The 16408-nt window shown below is 71.6% G+C and carries 10 protein-coding genes; 6 read left to right on the top strand and 4 right to left on the bottom strand.

What is annotated here, in order from left to right:
* The first annotated feature begins 486 nt into the window (after positions 1-486).
* Positions 487-2376, top strand: coding sequence for an AMP-dependent synthetase/ligase (locus JXZ78_RS32415; protein WP_030023020.1), 1890 nt, complete (start codon positions 487-489; stop codon positions 2374-2376).
* A gap of 247 nt (positions 2377-2623) precedes the next feature.
* On the opposite strand, the gene JXZ78_RS32410 is transcribed toward JXZ78_RS32415, so the two are convergent.
* Both JXZ78_RS32410 and JXZ78_RS32405 read right to left on the bottom strand, forming a co-directional pair.
* On the bottom strand, positions 2624-3220 hold the full coding sequence (locus JXZ78_RS32410; RefSeq protein WP_030023021.1) for a response regulator: 597 nt from the start codon (positions 3218-3220) through the stop codon (positions 2624-2626).
* Positions 3217-7341 (bottom strand): HAMP domain-containing hybrid sensor histidine kinase/response regulator, encoded by a 4125-nt coding sequence (locus JXZ78_RS32405; RefSeq protein WP_238783515.1) that lies wholly within the window; start codon positions 7339-7341, stop codon positions 3217-3219. Before JXZ78_RS32405 ends, JXZ78_RS32410 begins: the two co-directional genes overlap by 4 nt.
* Positions 7342-7928: 587 nt before the next feature.
* Between JXZ78_RS32405 and JXZ78_RS32400 the strand changes: the two genes are divergently transcribed.
* From JXZ78_RS32400 to JXZ78_RS32390, 3 genes are all read left to right on the top strand, one after another.
* Positions 7929-10007 carry a SpoIIE family protein phosphatase gene (locus tag JXZ78_RS32400; RefSeq protein WP_372498462.1) on the top strand — a complete coding sequence of 693 codons (2079 nt, stop codon included), beginning with the start codon at positions 7929-7931 and terminating at the stop codon, positions 10005-10007.
* A 189-nt stretch (positions 10008-10196) separates the two neighbouring features.
* Entirely contained in the window at positions 10197-11429 is a 1233-nt protein-coding gene (gene hemW, locus JXZ78_RS32395) for a radical SAM family heme chaperone HemW (RefSeq protein WP_033038663.1), read from the top strand.
* Between the two features lie 106 nt (positions 11430-11535).
* On the top strand, positions 11536-12126 hold the full coding sequence (locus JXZ78_RS32390) for a Uma2 family endonuclease (RefSeq protein ID WP_030021998.1): 591 nt from the start codon (positions 11536-11538) through the stop codon (positions 12124-12126).
* A 15-nt stretch (positions 12127-12141) separates the two neighbouring features.
* Here the strand turns inward: JXZ78_RS32390 and JXZ78_RS32385 are convergent, their stop codons facing one another.
* Positions 12142-12969 carry a DUF3097 domain-containing protein gene (locus JXZ78_RS32385; protein ID WP_030021997.1) on the bottom strand — a complete coding sequence of 276 codons (828 nt, stop codon included), beginning with the start codon at positions 12967-12969 and terminating at the stop codon, positions 12142-12144.
* A gap of 28 nt (positions 12970-12997) precedes the next feature.
* A complete protein-coding gene (locus tag JXZ78_RS32380; protein ID WP_030021996.1) occupies positions 12998-13732 on the bottom strand; it encodes an MBL fold metallo-hydrolase in 735 nt (244 codons plus the stop codon).
* 252 nt (positions 13733-13984) lie between these two features.
* Here JXZ78_RS32380 and hrcA point away from each other — a divergent pair, with 252 nt between their 5' ends.
* Both hrcA and dnaJ read left to right on the top strand, forming a co-directional pair.
* Positions 13985-15001 (top strand): heat-inducible transcriptional repressor HrcA, encoded by a 1017-nt coding sequence (gene hrcA / locus JXZ78_RS32375; protein WP_030021995.1) that lies wholly within the window; start codon positions 13985-13987, stop codon positions 14999-15001.
* Positions 15002-16138 carry a molecular chaperone DnaJ gene (gene dnaJ / locus JXZ78_RS32370; protein WP_030021994.1) on the top strand — a complete coding sequence of 379 codons (1137 nt, stop codon included), beginning with the start codon at positions 15002-15004 and terminating at the stop codon, positions 16136-16138.
* Positions 16139-16408 lie beyond the last annotated feature (270 nt).

Below are 16408 nucleotides of genomic sequence, written 5' to 3'. Positions count from 1 at the left end.
CCCGCGCGCCCGGCGGGCGCCCCGCGCACCCGGCGGCCGCCCCGGGCGGGCGCGCGGGCGGCGGCGCACACCCGCAGCACACGAACGACCCACCTCACACGAACGACTGACGTACCGCCCCACGAACGGCGTACGGCGTGTCCGCAATCCGAGTGCCGCACGAGCCCGGCGACCTTGCTCACACCGCAGGCCGCCTCCCGCCCGTACTGGTGGGCTCCCTGCCGACACCGGCCGACCGCGCCGCCCGCACCCCGGCCGACCGGCATCAACGCTGGTCAGCGGCTCGTGCATCCGCCCCAACGGCCCGCCGGAGACTCACCGGGCACCCGGTCGGAAGGAAACGTGTATCAGGCACCCACCGCGCCGGGCCCCTCCTGAACCCGTCCCCCGCAGCCCCTTACGCCATGGCGCAACGCGCTCTAGTCTGATCACTGCTCGAAGGTTACTCGCGAGTCACCAGCAACGTAGCGGGCCCCGGAGGATGCCGTGACGGACACCCAGACGCTGATCGAGAACCGGCCACCTTCCGTGGCGACCCTCTTCCTGGAGCGTGTCGCGGCCACCCCCGACCACGAGGCGTACCGCTATCCGGTGCCGCCCGCCGCGGGCCGGGGGCCCGACGACTGGAAGGTGCTGAGCTGGGCCGAGGCCGCCCAGCGGGTGTACGCGGTGGCCGCCGGGCTGATCTCGCTGGGCGTCCGGTCCGAGGAGCGGGTGGCGCTCGCCGCCAGTACCCGCGTCGAGTGGATCCTCAGCGACCTCGGTGTGCTGTGTTCCGGCGCGGCCACCACCACCGTCTACCCCAGCACCAACGCGGACGAGACGGCGTACATCCTCGCCGACTCCGGCAGCCGTGTGCTGATCGCCGAGGACGCGGGGCAGCTCGCCAAGGCCCGCGGGAAGCGCGCCGACCTGCCGGAACTGGCCCATGTCGTGGTGATCCGGGAAGCCGACGCGCAGCCCGCCGAGGGTGACCCGGAGGACTGGGTGCTCTCCCTCGCCGAGCTGGAGCGGCGCGGCGCCGCCCACCTGGAGAAGAACCCGGACTGCGTACGGGAGCAGATCGCGGCGTTGCGCGCCGACCAGCTCGCGACCCTGATCTACACCTCGGGCACCACCGGCCGCCCCAAGGGCGTACGGCTGCCGCATGACTGCTGGTCGTACATGGCGCGGGCGATCCAGGCCACCGGCCTGGTCACCGAGGACGACGTGCAGTACCTCTGGCTGCCGCTGGCGCACGTCTTCGGGAAGGTGCTGACGGCGGGGCAGATCTCCGTCGGGCATGTGATCGCGGTGGACGGCCGGGTCGACAAGATCATCGAGAACCTGCCGGTGGTGCAGCCCACCTACATGGCGGCCGTGCCGCGGATCTTCGAGAAGGTCTACAACGGCGTGGTGTCCAAGGCCCGGGAGGGCGGCGCCGCCAAGTACAAGATCTTCCAGTGGGCGGCGGGGGTGGCACGGGAGTACGCCAAGGCGTCCCAGGAGAACTTCCGCCGCACCGGCAACGCCTCCGTCCCGTTCGCCCTCGGCGCCAAGCACAAGATCGCCGACGCGCTCGTCTACGCCAAGCTCCGCGAAGCCTTCGGCGGCCGGCTGCGTGCCGCGGTCTCCGGCTCCGCGGCTCTCGCCCCCGAGATCGGCTACTTCTTCGCCGGCGCCGGTATCCACATCCTGGAGGGGTACGGCCTCACCGAGTCCAGCGCGGCCAGCTTCGTGAACCCCGGCGAGGCGTACCGCACCGGCACGGTCGGCAAGCCGCTGCCCGGCACGGAGGTGCGGATCGCCGAGGACGGCGAGGTGCTGCTGCGCGGGCCCGGCATCATGGAGGGCTACCACGGGCTGCCCGAGAAGACGGCCGAGGTGCTGGAGTCGGACGGCTGGTTCCACACCGGCGACATCGGCGAGCTGTCCCCGGACGGCTATCTGCGGATCACCGACCGGAAGAAGGACCTGATCAAGACCTCCGGCGGCAAGTACATCGCGCCGGCCGAGGTCGAGGGGCAGTTCAAGGCGGTCTGCCCGTTCGTCTCCAACGTGCTGGTGCACGGCGCCAACCGGAACTTCTGCACCGCGCTGATCGCCCTCGACGAGCCGACGATCATGGGCTGGGCCGCCGAGCACGGCCTCAGGGGAAGGCCGTACGCCGAGGTCGTGGCCGCGGCGCAGACCCGCGAGCTGATCGAGGGGTACGTGGAGCGGGTCAACGAGGGGCTCCAGCGCTGGCAGCAGATCCGCAAGTTCCGGCTGCTGCCGCGGGACCTGGACATCGAGCACGGCGAGGTGACGCCCAGCCTCAAGATCAAGCGGCCGGTGGTGGAACGGGCCTTCAAGGACCTGCTGGAGGAGATGTATGAGGGCGCCCGCGAGTCGTGACGGCCCGCGACGCGCCTCGCGAGTCGTGACGGCCCGTGCCCCGCGGGACGTCACGGACCGTGCCCAAGGGGCGGCCGCCCCGCGAGACGTAGCGGCTGGCACCCCTGACGGCGGCGGCCGCGCCGACTCCGGGCGGTACGAGCACCGGTGCCCGCCGGTGCCCGTACCGCCCGGGGCCCGTACGAGCCCCCTGCCGAAATACGATTCCCCTCCCGGAAACCGATTCCCCCACCGGAACCCGGCTCCGCTACCGCCCCCGCCGCAACGCCCGTACCGATTCGCCCATGCGGGCCACGCTCTCGCTCAGATCGCGCTCACCGGGCACGGAGCTGCCGGAAAGGCGGCGCTCGATCTCGGAGATACGGTCCGCCAACTCGCCCATCCGGGCATGGTCCTGCTTTATGAGTCGTCGCAACTGCCGGTTCTTGCGGTGCAGGTCGAGAAAGACGTTCACCTTCGCGCGGAGCACCCAGGGATCGAATGGTTTGGTGAGGTAGTCGGCGGCGCCGGTCGAATACCCGCGGAAGGCGAATCCGGAGTCGCTGTCCGTCCCGGTCAGAAAAATGATCGGGATGTCCTTCGTCTGGTCGAGACGTTTGATGTTGGAAGCGGTCTCGAAGCCGTCCATGCCGGGCATGAGAATGTCCAGCAGGACGACCGCGAACTCCTGCCGGAGCAGTGCCTTCATCGCTTCCTCGCCGGACCGGGCCCGGACCAGCGGCTCGCCGAGGGAGCCCAGGACCGCTTCGAGCGCGGCGAGATTGTCTTCCATGTCGTCGACGAGAAGGATGCCCGCCCGGTCGTCGGTTCCGGCGCCGGCGCCGGTGTCGGGTGCGTGGGTCATGATGGGCCTTCGGTGCCTTGGGACCTCGAAGAGGTCGCGTCGGGGTCGTGCTTGCCTGATTCACCGCCCGGGGCCGGATTTCCGGAGCCGTGCCGGGACAGGAGATCGACGGTCACTGCCAGCAGGCGGTCCACGTCGACGGGTTTCGGGACGTATTCGTTGGCTCCGCTCTCCAGGGATTTCTCACGGTCGCCGGGCATCGCTTTCGCGGTGAGAACGATGACGGGCAGATCCGCGAAGCGTGGCGTACGCCGGATCGCGCGAATGGTTTCGTAACCGTCCATCTCCGGCATCATGATGTCCATCAGCACCAGGTTGACACCGGGATTCTTCTCCAGCATCTCGATGCCCTCCCGGCCGTGTTCGGCGTAGAGGACCCGCATGCCGACCCGGCTCAGCACATTCGTGAGCGCGAAGACATTGCGGATGTCGTCGTCGACGACCAGGACCTGGCAGCCGGACAGCAGGCTGCCCGAGGGCCCGCTCACCCAGTCCTCCAGCCGGGTGGTGGTCGGCCACGGTGCCTCGTCGCGCGGGGCGGGCGGCCCCGAGCGCGGGTGGTGCCGCGGCGTCTTCGCCAGGTGCAGCGCACCGTCCGCGCGCTGCTCGGCGCTGTCCAGCGGTTCGGGGGTGTACCCGGGGCAGTCGATGGGGACGTGCAGGGTGAAGACGCTGCCGATGCCGGGGCGGCTGCTCGCGGTGATCCGGCCGCCGAGCAGCCCCGCGATCTCCCGGCTGATCGACAGGCCCAGGCCGGTACCGCCGTACTTGCGGTTGGTGGTGCCGTCCGCCTGCTGGAACGCCTCGAAGATGACCGGCAGCTTCTCCGGCGCGATACCGATGCCGGTGTCCGTGACGGTGAAGGCGATCGTGCCGTCCCCGGAGCGGTCCACCCGCAGGTCGATCTTGCCGGCGGCGGTGAACTTCACCGCGTTGGACAGCAGGTTGCGCAGCACCTGCTGGAGGCGCTGTTCGTCGGAGAACAGCTCCTTGGGCACGTTCTCGCTCACCGACACCTCGAAGGCCAGCCCCCGGTCGAGGGTCATCGGCCGGAACGTGTCGTGGACGTAGTTGAGCAGTTTGATCAGCGGCAGCCGCTTGGGCCGTACGTCCATCCGGCCCGCCTCGATCTTGGACAGGTCGAGGATGTCGTTGATGAGCTGGAGCAGGTCGGACCCGGACCGGTGGATCGTGATCGCGAACTGCACCTCCTGCTCGTTCAGGTGCCCGTCCGGGTTGTCGGCGAGCAGCCGGGCGAGGATGAGCAGCGAGTTCAGCGGGTTGCGCAGCTCGTGCGACATGTTCGCCAGGAACTCGGACTTGTACTGGGAGGAACTGGCCAGCAGCGCCGCCTTCTCCTCCAGCTCCTCGTTCGACCGCTGGAGCTCCGCCTGCCGCCGCTGGAGCTCGTCGGTACGCTCCTGGAGCTGGCGGGCCAGCCGCTGCGACTCGCCGAGCAGGGATTCGGTACGGGAGTTGGCGACGATGGTGTTGATGGCCACGCCGATGGTGTTCACGAACTGGTCGAAGAAGGCCAGGTGCACGTCGGAGAAGCGGGAGAAGGACGCCAGCTCGATGACGCCGAGCGTCTGGTCCTCGAACAGCACCGGGATGATGACGACGGTCGCCGGGTTGGCCTCGCCCAGTCCCGAATTGATCTTGATGTAGTCCGGCGGGGCGTCCTCCACCAGGATGCGCTTCTTCTCCAGCGCGGCCTGGCGCACCAGGCCGTGGTCCATGGAGCCCGGCGTGTCGATCGTGGTGTCCAGGGACGACCCGTACCCGGCGATGAAGGCCATCTGGAGGTCGTCGCGGTCGGTGTCGGCCAGGAAGAAGGCGCCGTACTGGGCGTTCACCAGCGGTGTCAGCTCCCGCAGGATCAGGTCGGCGACCTCCATCAGGTCCCGGTGGCCCTGCATCAGCCCGGCCAGCCGCGCGAGGTTCGACTCCAGCCAGTCCTTGGCGCGGGTGGTCTCCCGGAGGTTGGAGACCATCAGGTTGATGTTGTCGCGCAGCTCGGCGACCTCGCCCTGGGTCTCCACGGTCACGTTACGGGTCATGTCGCCGGCCGCCACCGCCGAGGCCACCTCGGCGATGGCCCGTACCTGGGTGGTGAGGTTCGACGCCAGCTCGTTGACGTTCGTCGTCAGCCGCTTCCACGTGCCGTACACGCCCTCCACCCGGGCCTGGCCGCCCAGCTGCCCTTCGCTGCCCACCTCGCGGGCGACCCGGGTGACTTCGGACGCGAACGACGACAGGGTGTCGACCATCGTGTTGAGCGTGGTCTTCAGCTCCAGGATCTCGCCGCGCGCGTCCACGTCGATCTTCTTGGACAGGTCGCCCTGGGCGACCGCGGTGGCCACCAGCGCGATGTTGCGCACCTGCGTCGTCAGGTTGGACGCCATGAAGTTGACGTTGTCCGTCAGGTCCTTCCACACCCCGGACGCGCCCCGGACCTGCGCCCGGCCGCCCAGGTTGCCCTCCGTGCCGACCTCGCGCGCCACCCGCGTGACCTCGTCGGCGAACGCCCGCAGCTGCTCCACCATCGAGTTGACGGTGTCCTTCAGCTCCAGGATCTCGCCGCGCGCGTCGACCGTGATCTTCTTGGACAGGTCGCCGTCGGCCACCGCCGTGGTCACCTGCGCGATGTTGCGCACCTGGGAGGTGAGGTTGGACGCCATGAAGTTGACGTTGTCGGTCAGGTCCTTCCAGACGCCCGACACGCCCCGCACCTGGGCGCGGCCGCCCAGCTGCCCTTCGGTGCCGACCTCGCGGGCGACGCGGGTGACCTCGTCGGCGAAGGCGGAGAGCTGGTCGACCATCGTGTTGATCGTCGACTTCACCTCCAGGATCTCGCCCTTCGCCTCGACCGTGATCTTCCGGCCCAGGTCGCCCTCCGCGACCGCCGTCGCCACCAGGGCGATGTTGCGCACCTGGGAGGTGAGGTTGTCGGCCATGAAGTTGACGTTGTCGGTGAGGTCCTTCCAGACGCCCGACACGCCGCGTACGTGCGCCCGGCCGCCGAGCCGCCCTTCGGTGCCGACCTCGCGGGCGACGCGGGTGACCTCGTCGGCGAAGGCGGAGAGCTGGTCGACCATCGTGTTGACGGTCAGCTTCAGCTGGAGGATCTCGCCGCGCGCGTCCACGGTGATCTTCTGACTGAGGTCACCGTTGGCCACCGCCGTGGTCACCTGGGCGATGTTGCGCACCTGGCTGGTCAAGTTGGACGCCATGAAGTTGACGTTGTCGGTGAGGTCCTTCCAGACGCCCGACACGCCCCGCACCTGGGCGCGGCCGCCCAGCTGCCCTTCGGTGCCGACCTCGCGGGCGACGCGGGTGACCTCGTCGGCGAAGGCGGAGAGCTGGTCGACCATCGTGTTGACGGTCAGCTTCAGCTCCAGCAGCTCGCCCGCCGCCTCCACCGTCACCTGCCGGGTCAGGTCGCCGCGCGCCACCGCCGTCGTCACCAGCGCGATGTCCCGCACCTGGGCGGTCAGCCTGGCCGCCATGGTGTTGACCGCCTCGGTCACGTCCCGCCAGCTCCCGGACAGCCCGGCCACCTTGGCGCGCCCGCCGAGCCGGCCTTCCGTGCCGGACTCGCGGGCCACCCGGGTGACCTCGCCGGTGAACAGCGACAGCTGGTCGACCATCCGGTTCACCGCCCGGCCCAGGCGCCGGCGGTCGCCGCGCAGCGGACGGTTGCCGTCGTGCAGGTCCACCCGCAAGGTCAGGTCGCCGCCCGCCACCGCGTCCAGCACCTGGGTGGCCTGGGTGGTCGGGATGACCAGCGCGTCGATGATGGCGTTGGCGGCCTGTACGGAGGTGGCCCAGGTGCCGGGACCCGGGCTGGCGGACATCCGTTCGTCCAGCCGGCCCTGGCGCACGACCTCCGACCGCAGGCGTAACAGCTCGTCGGACAGGTGCTGGTTGCGGGAAGCTATCTGGTTGAAGACCGCGGACAGTTCGGCCAGCAGGCCTTCCTGGGCCACCGGCAGCCGGGTGCGGAAGTCTCCGGCCGCCATCGACGTCAAAGCGGTCAGCAGCGGTCTGAGATCGGCGGCGCGCACGACGTCACCACCCGGATCGAGGGACACTCGGGGCACTGCCGAATCGACCGCCATGTCTCCCCACTTCAGTAACTCGGTGCTTATGGGTGCGCTCAGTCTGTCACTCTGTGAGTGGCGTATTCGGCGCTATTGCGGAACTGCTCGGGAGTTGCTCAATGAGGACGACAACTTCGTCGGACAGGGACGCCCCGGCCCGGGGCGCCGCGGTGGCCCGGGCGGCGTTCCGCCCCGGGCGCGGCGGTCCCGGCGGGGCGGTGGCTCCTGGCGGGCCTCACGAGGAGTTCACCGACGCTCGTTCCGAGGGAGGCAGGCCGGTGGATTCCCGCACGGAGGCGGACACGGACCCAGCCGGGGAGACGGCCGGCGCGCCGGATGCGACGGATCCGGCCACCGGGGCGGGGGAGAGTGAGGTGAGATCCGCCGAAGCCGTGCCCGCGGAACCTGCTCCCGCTGATGCCGGAGCCGCGGAGCTCGCTCCCGCCGAACCCGCTCCCGTGGAGGCTCCCGCCGCCCCGCCCTCCAGACCGGCTTCCGGCCCCGGCGCCGGACCCGCCACCGACGGGCGGGACAGCGTCCGCCGGTCGAGCCTGCCCGGCAATCCGCGTGCGGCCGCGGCGGCGCGCCAGTTCGTACGGGCCGTCCTGGCCGACTGGGTGTCCCGGTCGCTGCCCGGCGCGGACGCCCTCGGTGACCGCCTCGCCGACGAGGCGGTCCTCCTGGTCAGCGAGCTGGTCACGAACGTCGTGGTGCACGCGGGCACCACCGTGGAACTGCTGTGCCGTCTGGAAACGGACCTGGAAACGGACCTGGACGCGGGCACGGAAGCGGATACGGCCGGGGGCACGACCGCGGGCGCCGGCGCGGCTACGGATGCCGGTGACGCAGCCCCGCACCCGGACACCACCCCGCACCCGGACACGCCCCCGCACCCGGACACCACCCCGCACCCGGACACGCCCCCGCACCCGGACACCACCCCGCACCCGGACACGCCCCCGCACCCGGACACCACCCCGCACCCGGACACGCCCCCAGCCCCGGACGCACCCCCGGACCCACCCCCGAACAGCCCACGCACCGCGATCGTCATCGAGGTCTCCGACCACCACCCCGCCCGTGCCGTACGGGCGCGCCAGTCGGCCTCCCCGAACGAGAGCCGGGGCCACGGCCTGCAACTGGTCGGCGCCGTCGCCGAGTCCTGGGGCATCACGTACCGGCGCGACCTGAAGACCGTGTGGTTCCGGCTCCAGGCCGGCCCGCGGCACCGTGCCTACGGGCCGCCGGCCCGGTTCTCCCACCACGACCTGGAGCTGCAGCGCGGGCTGCGCGCCGCCGAACTGCTCGCCCCCGCGCCCGCCCGCCGCTCCCCGGCGCGCCGGACCGACGCGGACTGGATCAACCACGGCGCCCTGTCCTTCCTCGCGGAGGCGTCCGACCTGCTGTCCGGCCAGCTCGACGAGGAGCAGGTGGCGCTGCTCGCCGCCCAGTTGGTCGTACCGCGCCTCGCCGACTGGTGCGCGGTCTGGCTGCACGGCGGCGGCCGGGAGGGCGCGGGCGAGGCCCCGCGGCTCGCCCGCGTCTGGCATTCCAGCGAGGGCCGCATCGACGCCCTGCGGATGGCTCTGGAGAAGGACCCGCCGATGGTGCCGGCCCCCGGACCGCAGCGGGACGGTGCCGGGGCCGCCGTGCCGTGGCCCTGGCCGCAGGAGCCGAGCGGGTACGGGCCCGGTGGCGCCGCACTGGCCTGCCGCCTGATGGCCGGCGGCCGCGACCAGGGCACACTGCTGATCGGGCGGGCCGGGCTGATGCGCTTCCCCGACGAGGTCGTGGGTCTCATAGAGGATCTGACCCGCCGGGTCGCCCGTGCCCTGGCCACGGCCCGCGCGTACCGCAACCAGGAGCGGATCAGCCAGGTGCTCCAGCGCCGCCTGCTGCCCAGGGGCCGGCCCGCCGTCCCCGGCCTGGAGTCCTCCGTGGTGTACGAGCCGCGGGAGGGCGCCTGGGCCGGCGGCGACTTCTGGGACCTGTTCCACGCCGGGAACGGACGCTGGTGCTTCGCCCTCGGCGACGTGTGCGGCAACGGCCCGGAAGCCGCGGCGGTCACCGGCCTCGCCCGCCCGGTCCTGCGGCTGCTGGCCCGCGACGGATTCGGCGTGGGTGAGGTGCTGGACCGGCTCAACAAGACCATGGCGCGCGAGGCCGCGGACTCGGTGGCCGCCGTGACGGCGGCGGTCGCGGCGGCGGGCAGCGGCCTGGACCCGTCCCTCGAACTGCGCGCCGAGGGCGAGCAGACCCGTTTCCTCTCCCTCCTGTACGGCGAGATCGTGCCGCACGCCGACGGCACGGCGGGCGCCCGGTGCACCCTGGCCAGCGCCGGGCACCCGCTGCCGCTGGTCCTCGGCACGGACGGCGCGGTACGGATCGCCGCGGCGCCGCAGATGCTGGTCGGAGTGGTGGAGGACACGTCGTACGAGTCCGAGTCCTTCGAGCTGGCCCCCGGCGAGACGCTGCTGTGCGTCACGGACGGGGTGACGGAGCGGCGCTCGGGCCACCGCCAGTTCGACGACGATGACGGCCTGGCCCACCACCTGGCCGCCTGCACCGGCCTGGGGGCCACCGCGGTCGCCGAGCACATCCGGCGGGCGGTGCACGCGTTCGCGGACACGCCGCCGGACGACGACCTGGCGCTGCTGGTGCTCCAGGCGACCGGGGAGCGATAGCGGACGGGGCGGGCGGAGGCGGCCGGGCGGCCCTGCGCCGGCCGCCCACCGTGCACCCCCGTACCGCCCTCCCGTACCGCCCCGGTCCTGCCCCCGTACCGCCCTCCCGTACCGCCCCGGTCCTGCCCCCGTACCGTCCGCCCGCAGGCGCCCCCCTCGCTCCCCGCCCGATGCCGGACAATGGACCACATGCCTTCCGCACTCCCCGACGGTGAGCCCATGCCCGAAGACGGGGCGCTGCCCGGTCACGCCCTGACGGGGGCGGCCGCCCGGCCGCTCGGGTTCTACCTGCACGTGCCGTACTGCGCGACGCGCTGCGGCTACTGCGACTTCAACACGTACACGGCCACCGAGCTGCGCGGCTCGGGCGGCGCGCTCGCCTCGCGGGAGAACTACGCGGACACCGTCGCCGAGGAGATCCGGCTCGCCCGCAAGGTGCTCGGCGACGACCCCCGGCCGGTCGAGACGGTCTTCGTAGGCGGTGGCACACCGACCCTGCTCCCGGCCGCCGACCTGGGGCGGATGCTCGCCGCGATCCGTGACGAGTTCGGGCTGGCGGACGGCGCCGAGGTCACCACCGAGGCCAACCCGGAGTCCGTCGACCCGCGCTACCTCGCCGAACTGCGGGAGGCCGGCTTCAACCGGATTTCCTTCGGCATGCAGAGCGCCCGGCAGCACGTCCTGAAGATCCTGGACCGTACGCACACACCGGGCCGCCCGGAAGCGTGCGTCGCCGAGGCGCGCGCGGCGGGCTTCGAGCACGTCAACCTCGACCTGATCTACGGGACGCCCGGCGAGTCCGACGACGACTGGCGGGCCACGCTGGACGCGGCGCTCGGCGCGGCGCCCGACCATGTCTCCGCGTACGCGCTGATCGTCGAGGAGGGCACCCAGCTGGCCCGCCGGATCCGGCGCGGCGAGGTCCCGATGACCGACGACGACGTGCACGCGGACCGCTACCTGATCACCGAGGAGGCGATGTCGGCGGCCGGCTTCCAGTGGTACGAGGTCTCCAACTGGGCCACGACGGAGGCGGGCCGCTGCCGCCACAACGAGCTGTACTGGACGGGCGCGGACTGGTGGGGCGCGGGCCCCGGCGCGCACAGCCACGTGGGCGGCGTCCGCTGGTGGAACGTGAAGCACCCCGGCGCGTACGCACAGGCCCTCGCCGAGGGCCGGTCCCCGGGCGCGGGCCGCGAACTCCTGACCGACGAGGACCGCCGCGTCGAACGCATCCTCCTCGAACTCCGCCTCGCGGCCGGCTGCCCCCTGGACCTCCTCGCCCCGGCGGGCGCGAAGGCCGCCGCCCGCGCCCTGTCCGACGGCCTCCTGCAACCGGGCCCCTACGAGGAGGGCCGCGCCGTCCTGACCCTGCGGGGGCGGCTGCTGGCGGACGCGGTGGTGCGGGATCTGGTGGACTGATCACCCGGCTGGGTGAATCATGTGCTTCCCGTGCGGATCGCCCTACGCTGGTCCCTAGCCTGCTGTCGTACTCATGGGCGACGGCGTGAAGCGGAGGACCACGGAGATGACGGCTGTGGATGACCGACCGACCACTCACCCCCTCGTCGCGTTCTTCGAGGAACTTGAGGTTCCCGAGGGATATAAGACGGAACTCCTGCGGGGGGAAATTGTGATGATGGCCGGGCCTGACATGGTCCACAACCGGATCGTCCAGGACGTCCAGGACCAAATTCCGAGGGAGCGCTGGGAGCGTCTCCAGACCCAGGATGTCGGAATCCTCGAAGAAGCCAGTGAGCCTCAGCCCGACCTTGTGATTCTGGAGCGCGGCGCCGGTCCGGAGTCCGGGAGGCTCATGCCGACCGAGCTGATCACCCTGCTCGTGGAAGTCGTCTCCAAGACCAGCGTCGACCGTGATTACGGCACCAAGCGCAGCATCTACGCCGCCGGCAAGATCCCCGCCTACCTGATCATCGACCCGATCATGGCCCACTGTGTCCTGCTCACCGAGCCCGCCGGCACCGGTGAGTACGCCGATTACGCCGTGCAGCGCATCGCAAAGTTCGGCGACCCCGTACCGCTCGACCTCCTCGGCGTCGAGCTGGACACCAGCGAGTTCCAAACCCTCCCCGACGCCAAACCCCACTCCCGCCCGTAACGGGTCCGAAGTCGCTCAGTCCGGTGCCGTAACAAAGTCGATCAGTTCCTCCACCCGCCCCAGCAGCGCCGGCTCCAGATCCCTGTACGAGTGGACCGAGCCGAGGATCCGCTGCCACGCCGCGCCCGTGTTCTCCGGCCAGCCCAAGGCCCGGCACACGCCGGTCTTCCAGTCCTGGCCTCGGGGGACGGACGGCCAGGCGCGGATGCCCACCGCGGACGGTTTCACCGCTTCCCAGATGTCGATGTACGGGTGGCCTACGACCAGGACGTTCTCGTCCGTGACCGAGGCCGCGATGCGGGACTCCTTCGAGCCGGGGACGAGGTGGTCGACGAGGACGCCGAGGCGGGCGTCCGGGCCGGGGGAGAAGGAGCGGACGATGGCCGGGAGATCGTCGACACCCTCCAGGTACTCGACGACGACGCCCTCGATGCGCAGGTCGTCGCCCCAGACGCGTTCGACCAGTTCGGCGTCGTGGCGCCCCTCGACGTAGATCCGCCCGGCGCGGGCGACCCGTGCGCGGGCGCCGGGGACGGCCAGTGAGCCGGAGGCGGTGCGGGCCGGGCCGCGTGTGGCGGGGCGGGCCGTGGGCCGTACGAGGGTGACGGCCTTGCCCTCCAGGAGGAAGCCGCGCGGGGGCATCGGGAAGACCCGGTGTTTGCCGAAGCGGTCTTCGAGGGTGACGGTCGGGCCTTCGGCGGTCTTCTCGCAGCGGACGACCGCGCCGCAGAACCCGGTGAGCACCTCCTCGACGACGAGGTCCGGCTCGGCCTCGACCTCGGGGGCCGGCTGCTGCTTCTTCCACGGCGGGGTGAGGTCCGGGCCGTACTCTCTGCTGCGCATTGGACAGACGATAAGAAGGGATGGCCGGTCAGTGCCGCGACACGCCGAAGCGGCGGCTCAGCGCGTCGCGTTGGTCACGGACGAATCGGGCATCCACGACAGCTCCGTGCCCGGGCACGTACACCGCGTCCTCGCCGCCGAGGGCCAGCAGCCGGTCCAGGGCGGCCGGCCACTGGCCGGGGATCGCGTCCGGTCCGGCCTGGGGCGCGCCGGACTCCTCGACCAGGTCGCCGCAGAAGACGACCGGGGGCGAGCCGTGCGTGCCGGGGGCCAGGACGACCAGGTCGTGCGCGGTGTGGCCGGGGCCGACGTTGGCGAGCACGACCTGCCGGTCGCCGAGGTCGACGGTGCGTTCGCCGGAGACCAGGTGGTGCGGGCGGACGAGGAGGTCGGCGGCCTCCGCGGCGGCGTCCGGGTCCACACCGTGCGACACCGCGTCGCGCCGCAGGTCGTCCCGGGCGCGCGGCAGGAACTCGTCGAGCCCGGCCGCGCCGAAGACCTGGACGCCCGCGAAGGCCGCGGTGCCCAGCACATGATCGAAGTGGGGATGGGTCAGCGCGACATGTGTCACGTTCCGTCCCGCGATGTCGCGCAGTTGCCGGCGCAGCTCGGCGCCGTCGCGGAGGGTGGCGCCGGTGTCGACGATCAGCACGCCGGACGAGCCGACGACGGCACCGGCCGTCTCGTCCCAGCCGGGCATCCGGCGCCGCCCGACGCCCGTGCCGAGCCGTTCCCACCCGGCCTCTTCCCAAGTCGTACGCATACCGCGACGCTAGCCGTATCGCGATAGCGTTGCCCGCCGGACCGGGGGATTCCGAGTGCCCGCCGGTGCCCGGGGTACGCATTTCGCGGGACCCCGGAGCACGACCGGGGTACCGCCGCCCTTGCCCTGCCCGTGCGACCCGGCCGTACACTTGGTCAGGGTCTGGCACTCGGCCCTGATGAGTGCCAGGGAAGACGACCCGGAAGAACCCGGCCGCGCGCCGGTGACACGGCCGGACTGGAGGTGTGCGCGATGCTCAGTGAACGCAGACTCGAAGTGCTGCGCGCCATCGTCCAGGACTATGTCGGGACCGAGGAGCCGGTCGGCTCCAAGGCGCTCACCCAGCGGCACCAGCTCGGTGTCTCACCCGCCACGGTCCGCAACGACATGGCCGCGCTGGAGGACGAGGGCTTCATCGCCCAGCCGCACACGAGCGCCGGGCGCATCCCGACGGACAAGGGCTACCGCCTCTTCGTCGACAAGCTGGCCGGCGTCAAGCCGCTTTCCAGCCCCGAGCGGCGCGCCATCCAGAACTTCCTGGACGGCGCCGTCGACCTGGACGACGTGGTGGGCCGTACGGTACGGCTGCTGGCGCAGCTGACGCGGCAGGTCGCCGTCGTGCAGTACCCGTCGCTGACCCGGTCCACGGTGCGGCACGTGGAGCTGCTGTCGCTGGCGCCGGCCCGGCTGATGCTGGTACTGATCACGGACACCGGCCGGGTCGAGCAGCGCATGGTGGACTGCCCGGCGCCGTTCGGCGAGACCTCCTTGGCGGACCTGCGGGCGCGGCTGAACAGCCGCGTGGTGGGGCGGCGGTTCACGGACGTGCCGCAGCTCGTGCAGGACCTCCCGGAGTCCTTCGAGCAGGAGGACCGGGGCACGGTCTCGACAGTCCTGTCGGTGTTGCTGGAGACTCTGGTGGAGGAGACCGAGGAGCGGCTGATGATCGGCGGTACCGCCAATCTCACGCGCTTCGGGCACGATTTCCCACTGACCATCCGGCCGGTGCTGGAGGCACTGGAGGAGCAGGTGGTGCTCCTCAAACTGCTGGGGGAGGCCAAGGACTCCGGCATGACCGTACGCATCGGGCATGAGAATGCCCATGAGGGCCTGACGTCCACATCGGTCGTCGCGGTCGGCTACGGTTCGGGCGACGAGGCAGTCGCCAAACTCGGCGTGGTCGGACCGACCCGCATGGACTACCCCGGAACGATGGGAGCGGTACGCGCAGTGGCACGTTACGTCGGACAGATCCTCGCGGAGTCGTAAGTGGCCACGGACTATTACGCGGTCCTGGGCGTACGACGCGATGCCTCGCAGGACGAGATCAAGAAGGCTTTCCGGCGGCTGGCCCGCGAGCTGCACCCGGATGTGAACCCCGATCCGAAGACCCAGGAGCGGTTCAAGGAGATCAACGCCGCTTACGAGGTGCTGTCGGACCCGCAGAAGAAGCAGGTCTACGACCTCGGCGGCGACCCCCTCTCGCAGGCGGGTGGCGGCGGCGGGGCCGGCGGCTTCGGCGCGGGCTTCGGCAACTTCTCCGACATCATGGACGCGTTCTTCGGCACGGCGTCGCAGCGCGGACCGCGGTCCCGTACGCGGCGCGGCCAGGACGCCATGATCCGGCTGGACGTCGAACTGGACGAGGCGGCCTTCGGGACCACCAAGGACATCCAGGTGGACACCGCCGTCGTCTGTACGACCTGTTCGGGCGAGGGCGCGGCGCCGGGCACCTCGGCGCAGACCTGTGACATGTGCCGCGGCCGCGGTGAGGTCTCGCAGGTCACCCGGTCCTTCCTGGGCCAGGTCATGACCTCGCGGCCGTGCCCGCAGTGCCAGGGCTTCGGTACGGTCGTGCCGACCCCGTGCCCGGAGTGCGCCGGCGACGGCCGCATCCGCTCGCGCCGCACGCTGACGGTCAAGATCCCGGCCGGTGTGGACAACGGCACCCGCATCCAGCTCGCGGGCGAGGGCGAGGTCGGCCCCGGCGGCGGCCCGGCCGGCGACCTGTACGTGGAGATCCACGAACTGGCGCACCCGACGTTCCAGCGGCGCGGCGACGACCTGCACTGCACGGTCACCATCCCGATGACGGCGGCGGCGCTGGGCACCAAGTGCCCGCTGGAGACGCTGGACGGCATGGAGGAGATCGACATCCGGCCCGGCACCCAGTCCGGCCAGTCGATCCCGCTGCACGGCCGCGGCGTCACGCACCTGCGCGGCAACGGGCGCGGCGACCTCATCGTGCACGTCGAGGTCATCACGCCGTCCAAGCTGGACGCGGAGCAGGAGGAGCTGTTGCGGCGCCTCGCGAAGCTCCGTGGCGAGGAACGCCCGACAGGGCAGTTCCAGCCGGGGCAGCAGGGTCTGTTCTCGCGGTTGAAGGACGCTTTCAACGGGCGGTAGGCGTCGGTGTGCCGGGGGCCCGGGGGTTGTCCCCCGGGCAGGTACTGTCAGCCGGGGCAGCAGGGGTTGTTCTCGCGGTTGAAGGACGCCTTCAACGGGCGGTGACCCCCATACGGCATACGGCGGCGGTCGGGCGGGAGCCCGGCCGCCGTTCGCCGTCCGCTGCCCCGAAGCCCCCGGCCCCTGCCCGAACTGCCCTGATGGCCGGACGTGTTTGATCTTGGTGGGTCCGGGCCCGGTTCGGGGCCTCGCGTGCGGCGTGACACGATG

Origin of the sequence: Streptomyces monomycini, assembly GCF_022271435.1 — a bacterium.
Classification (GTDB): domain Bacteria; phylum Actinomycetota; class Actinomycetes; order Streptomycetales; family Streptomycetaceae; genus Streptomyces; species Streptomyces monomycini.
This window is presented reverse-complemented; position numbering and strand designations above follow the sequence as displayed.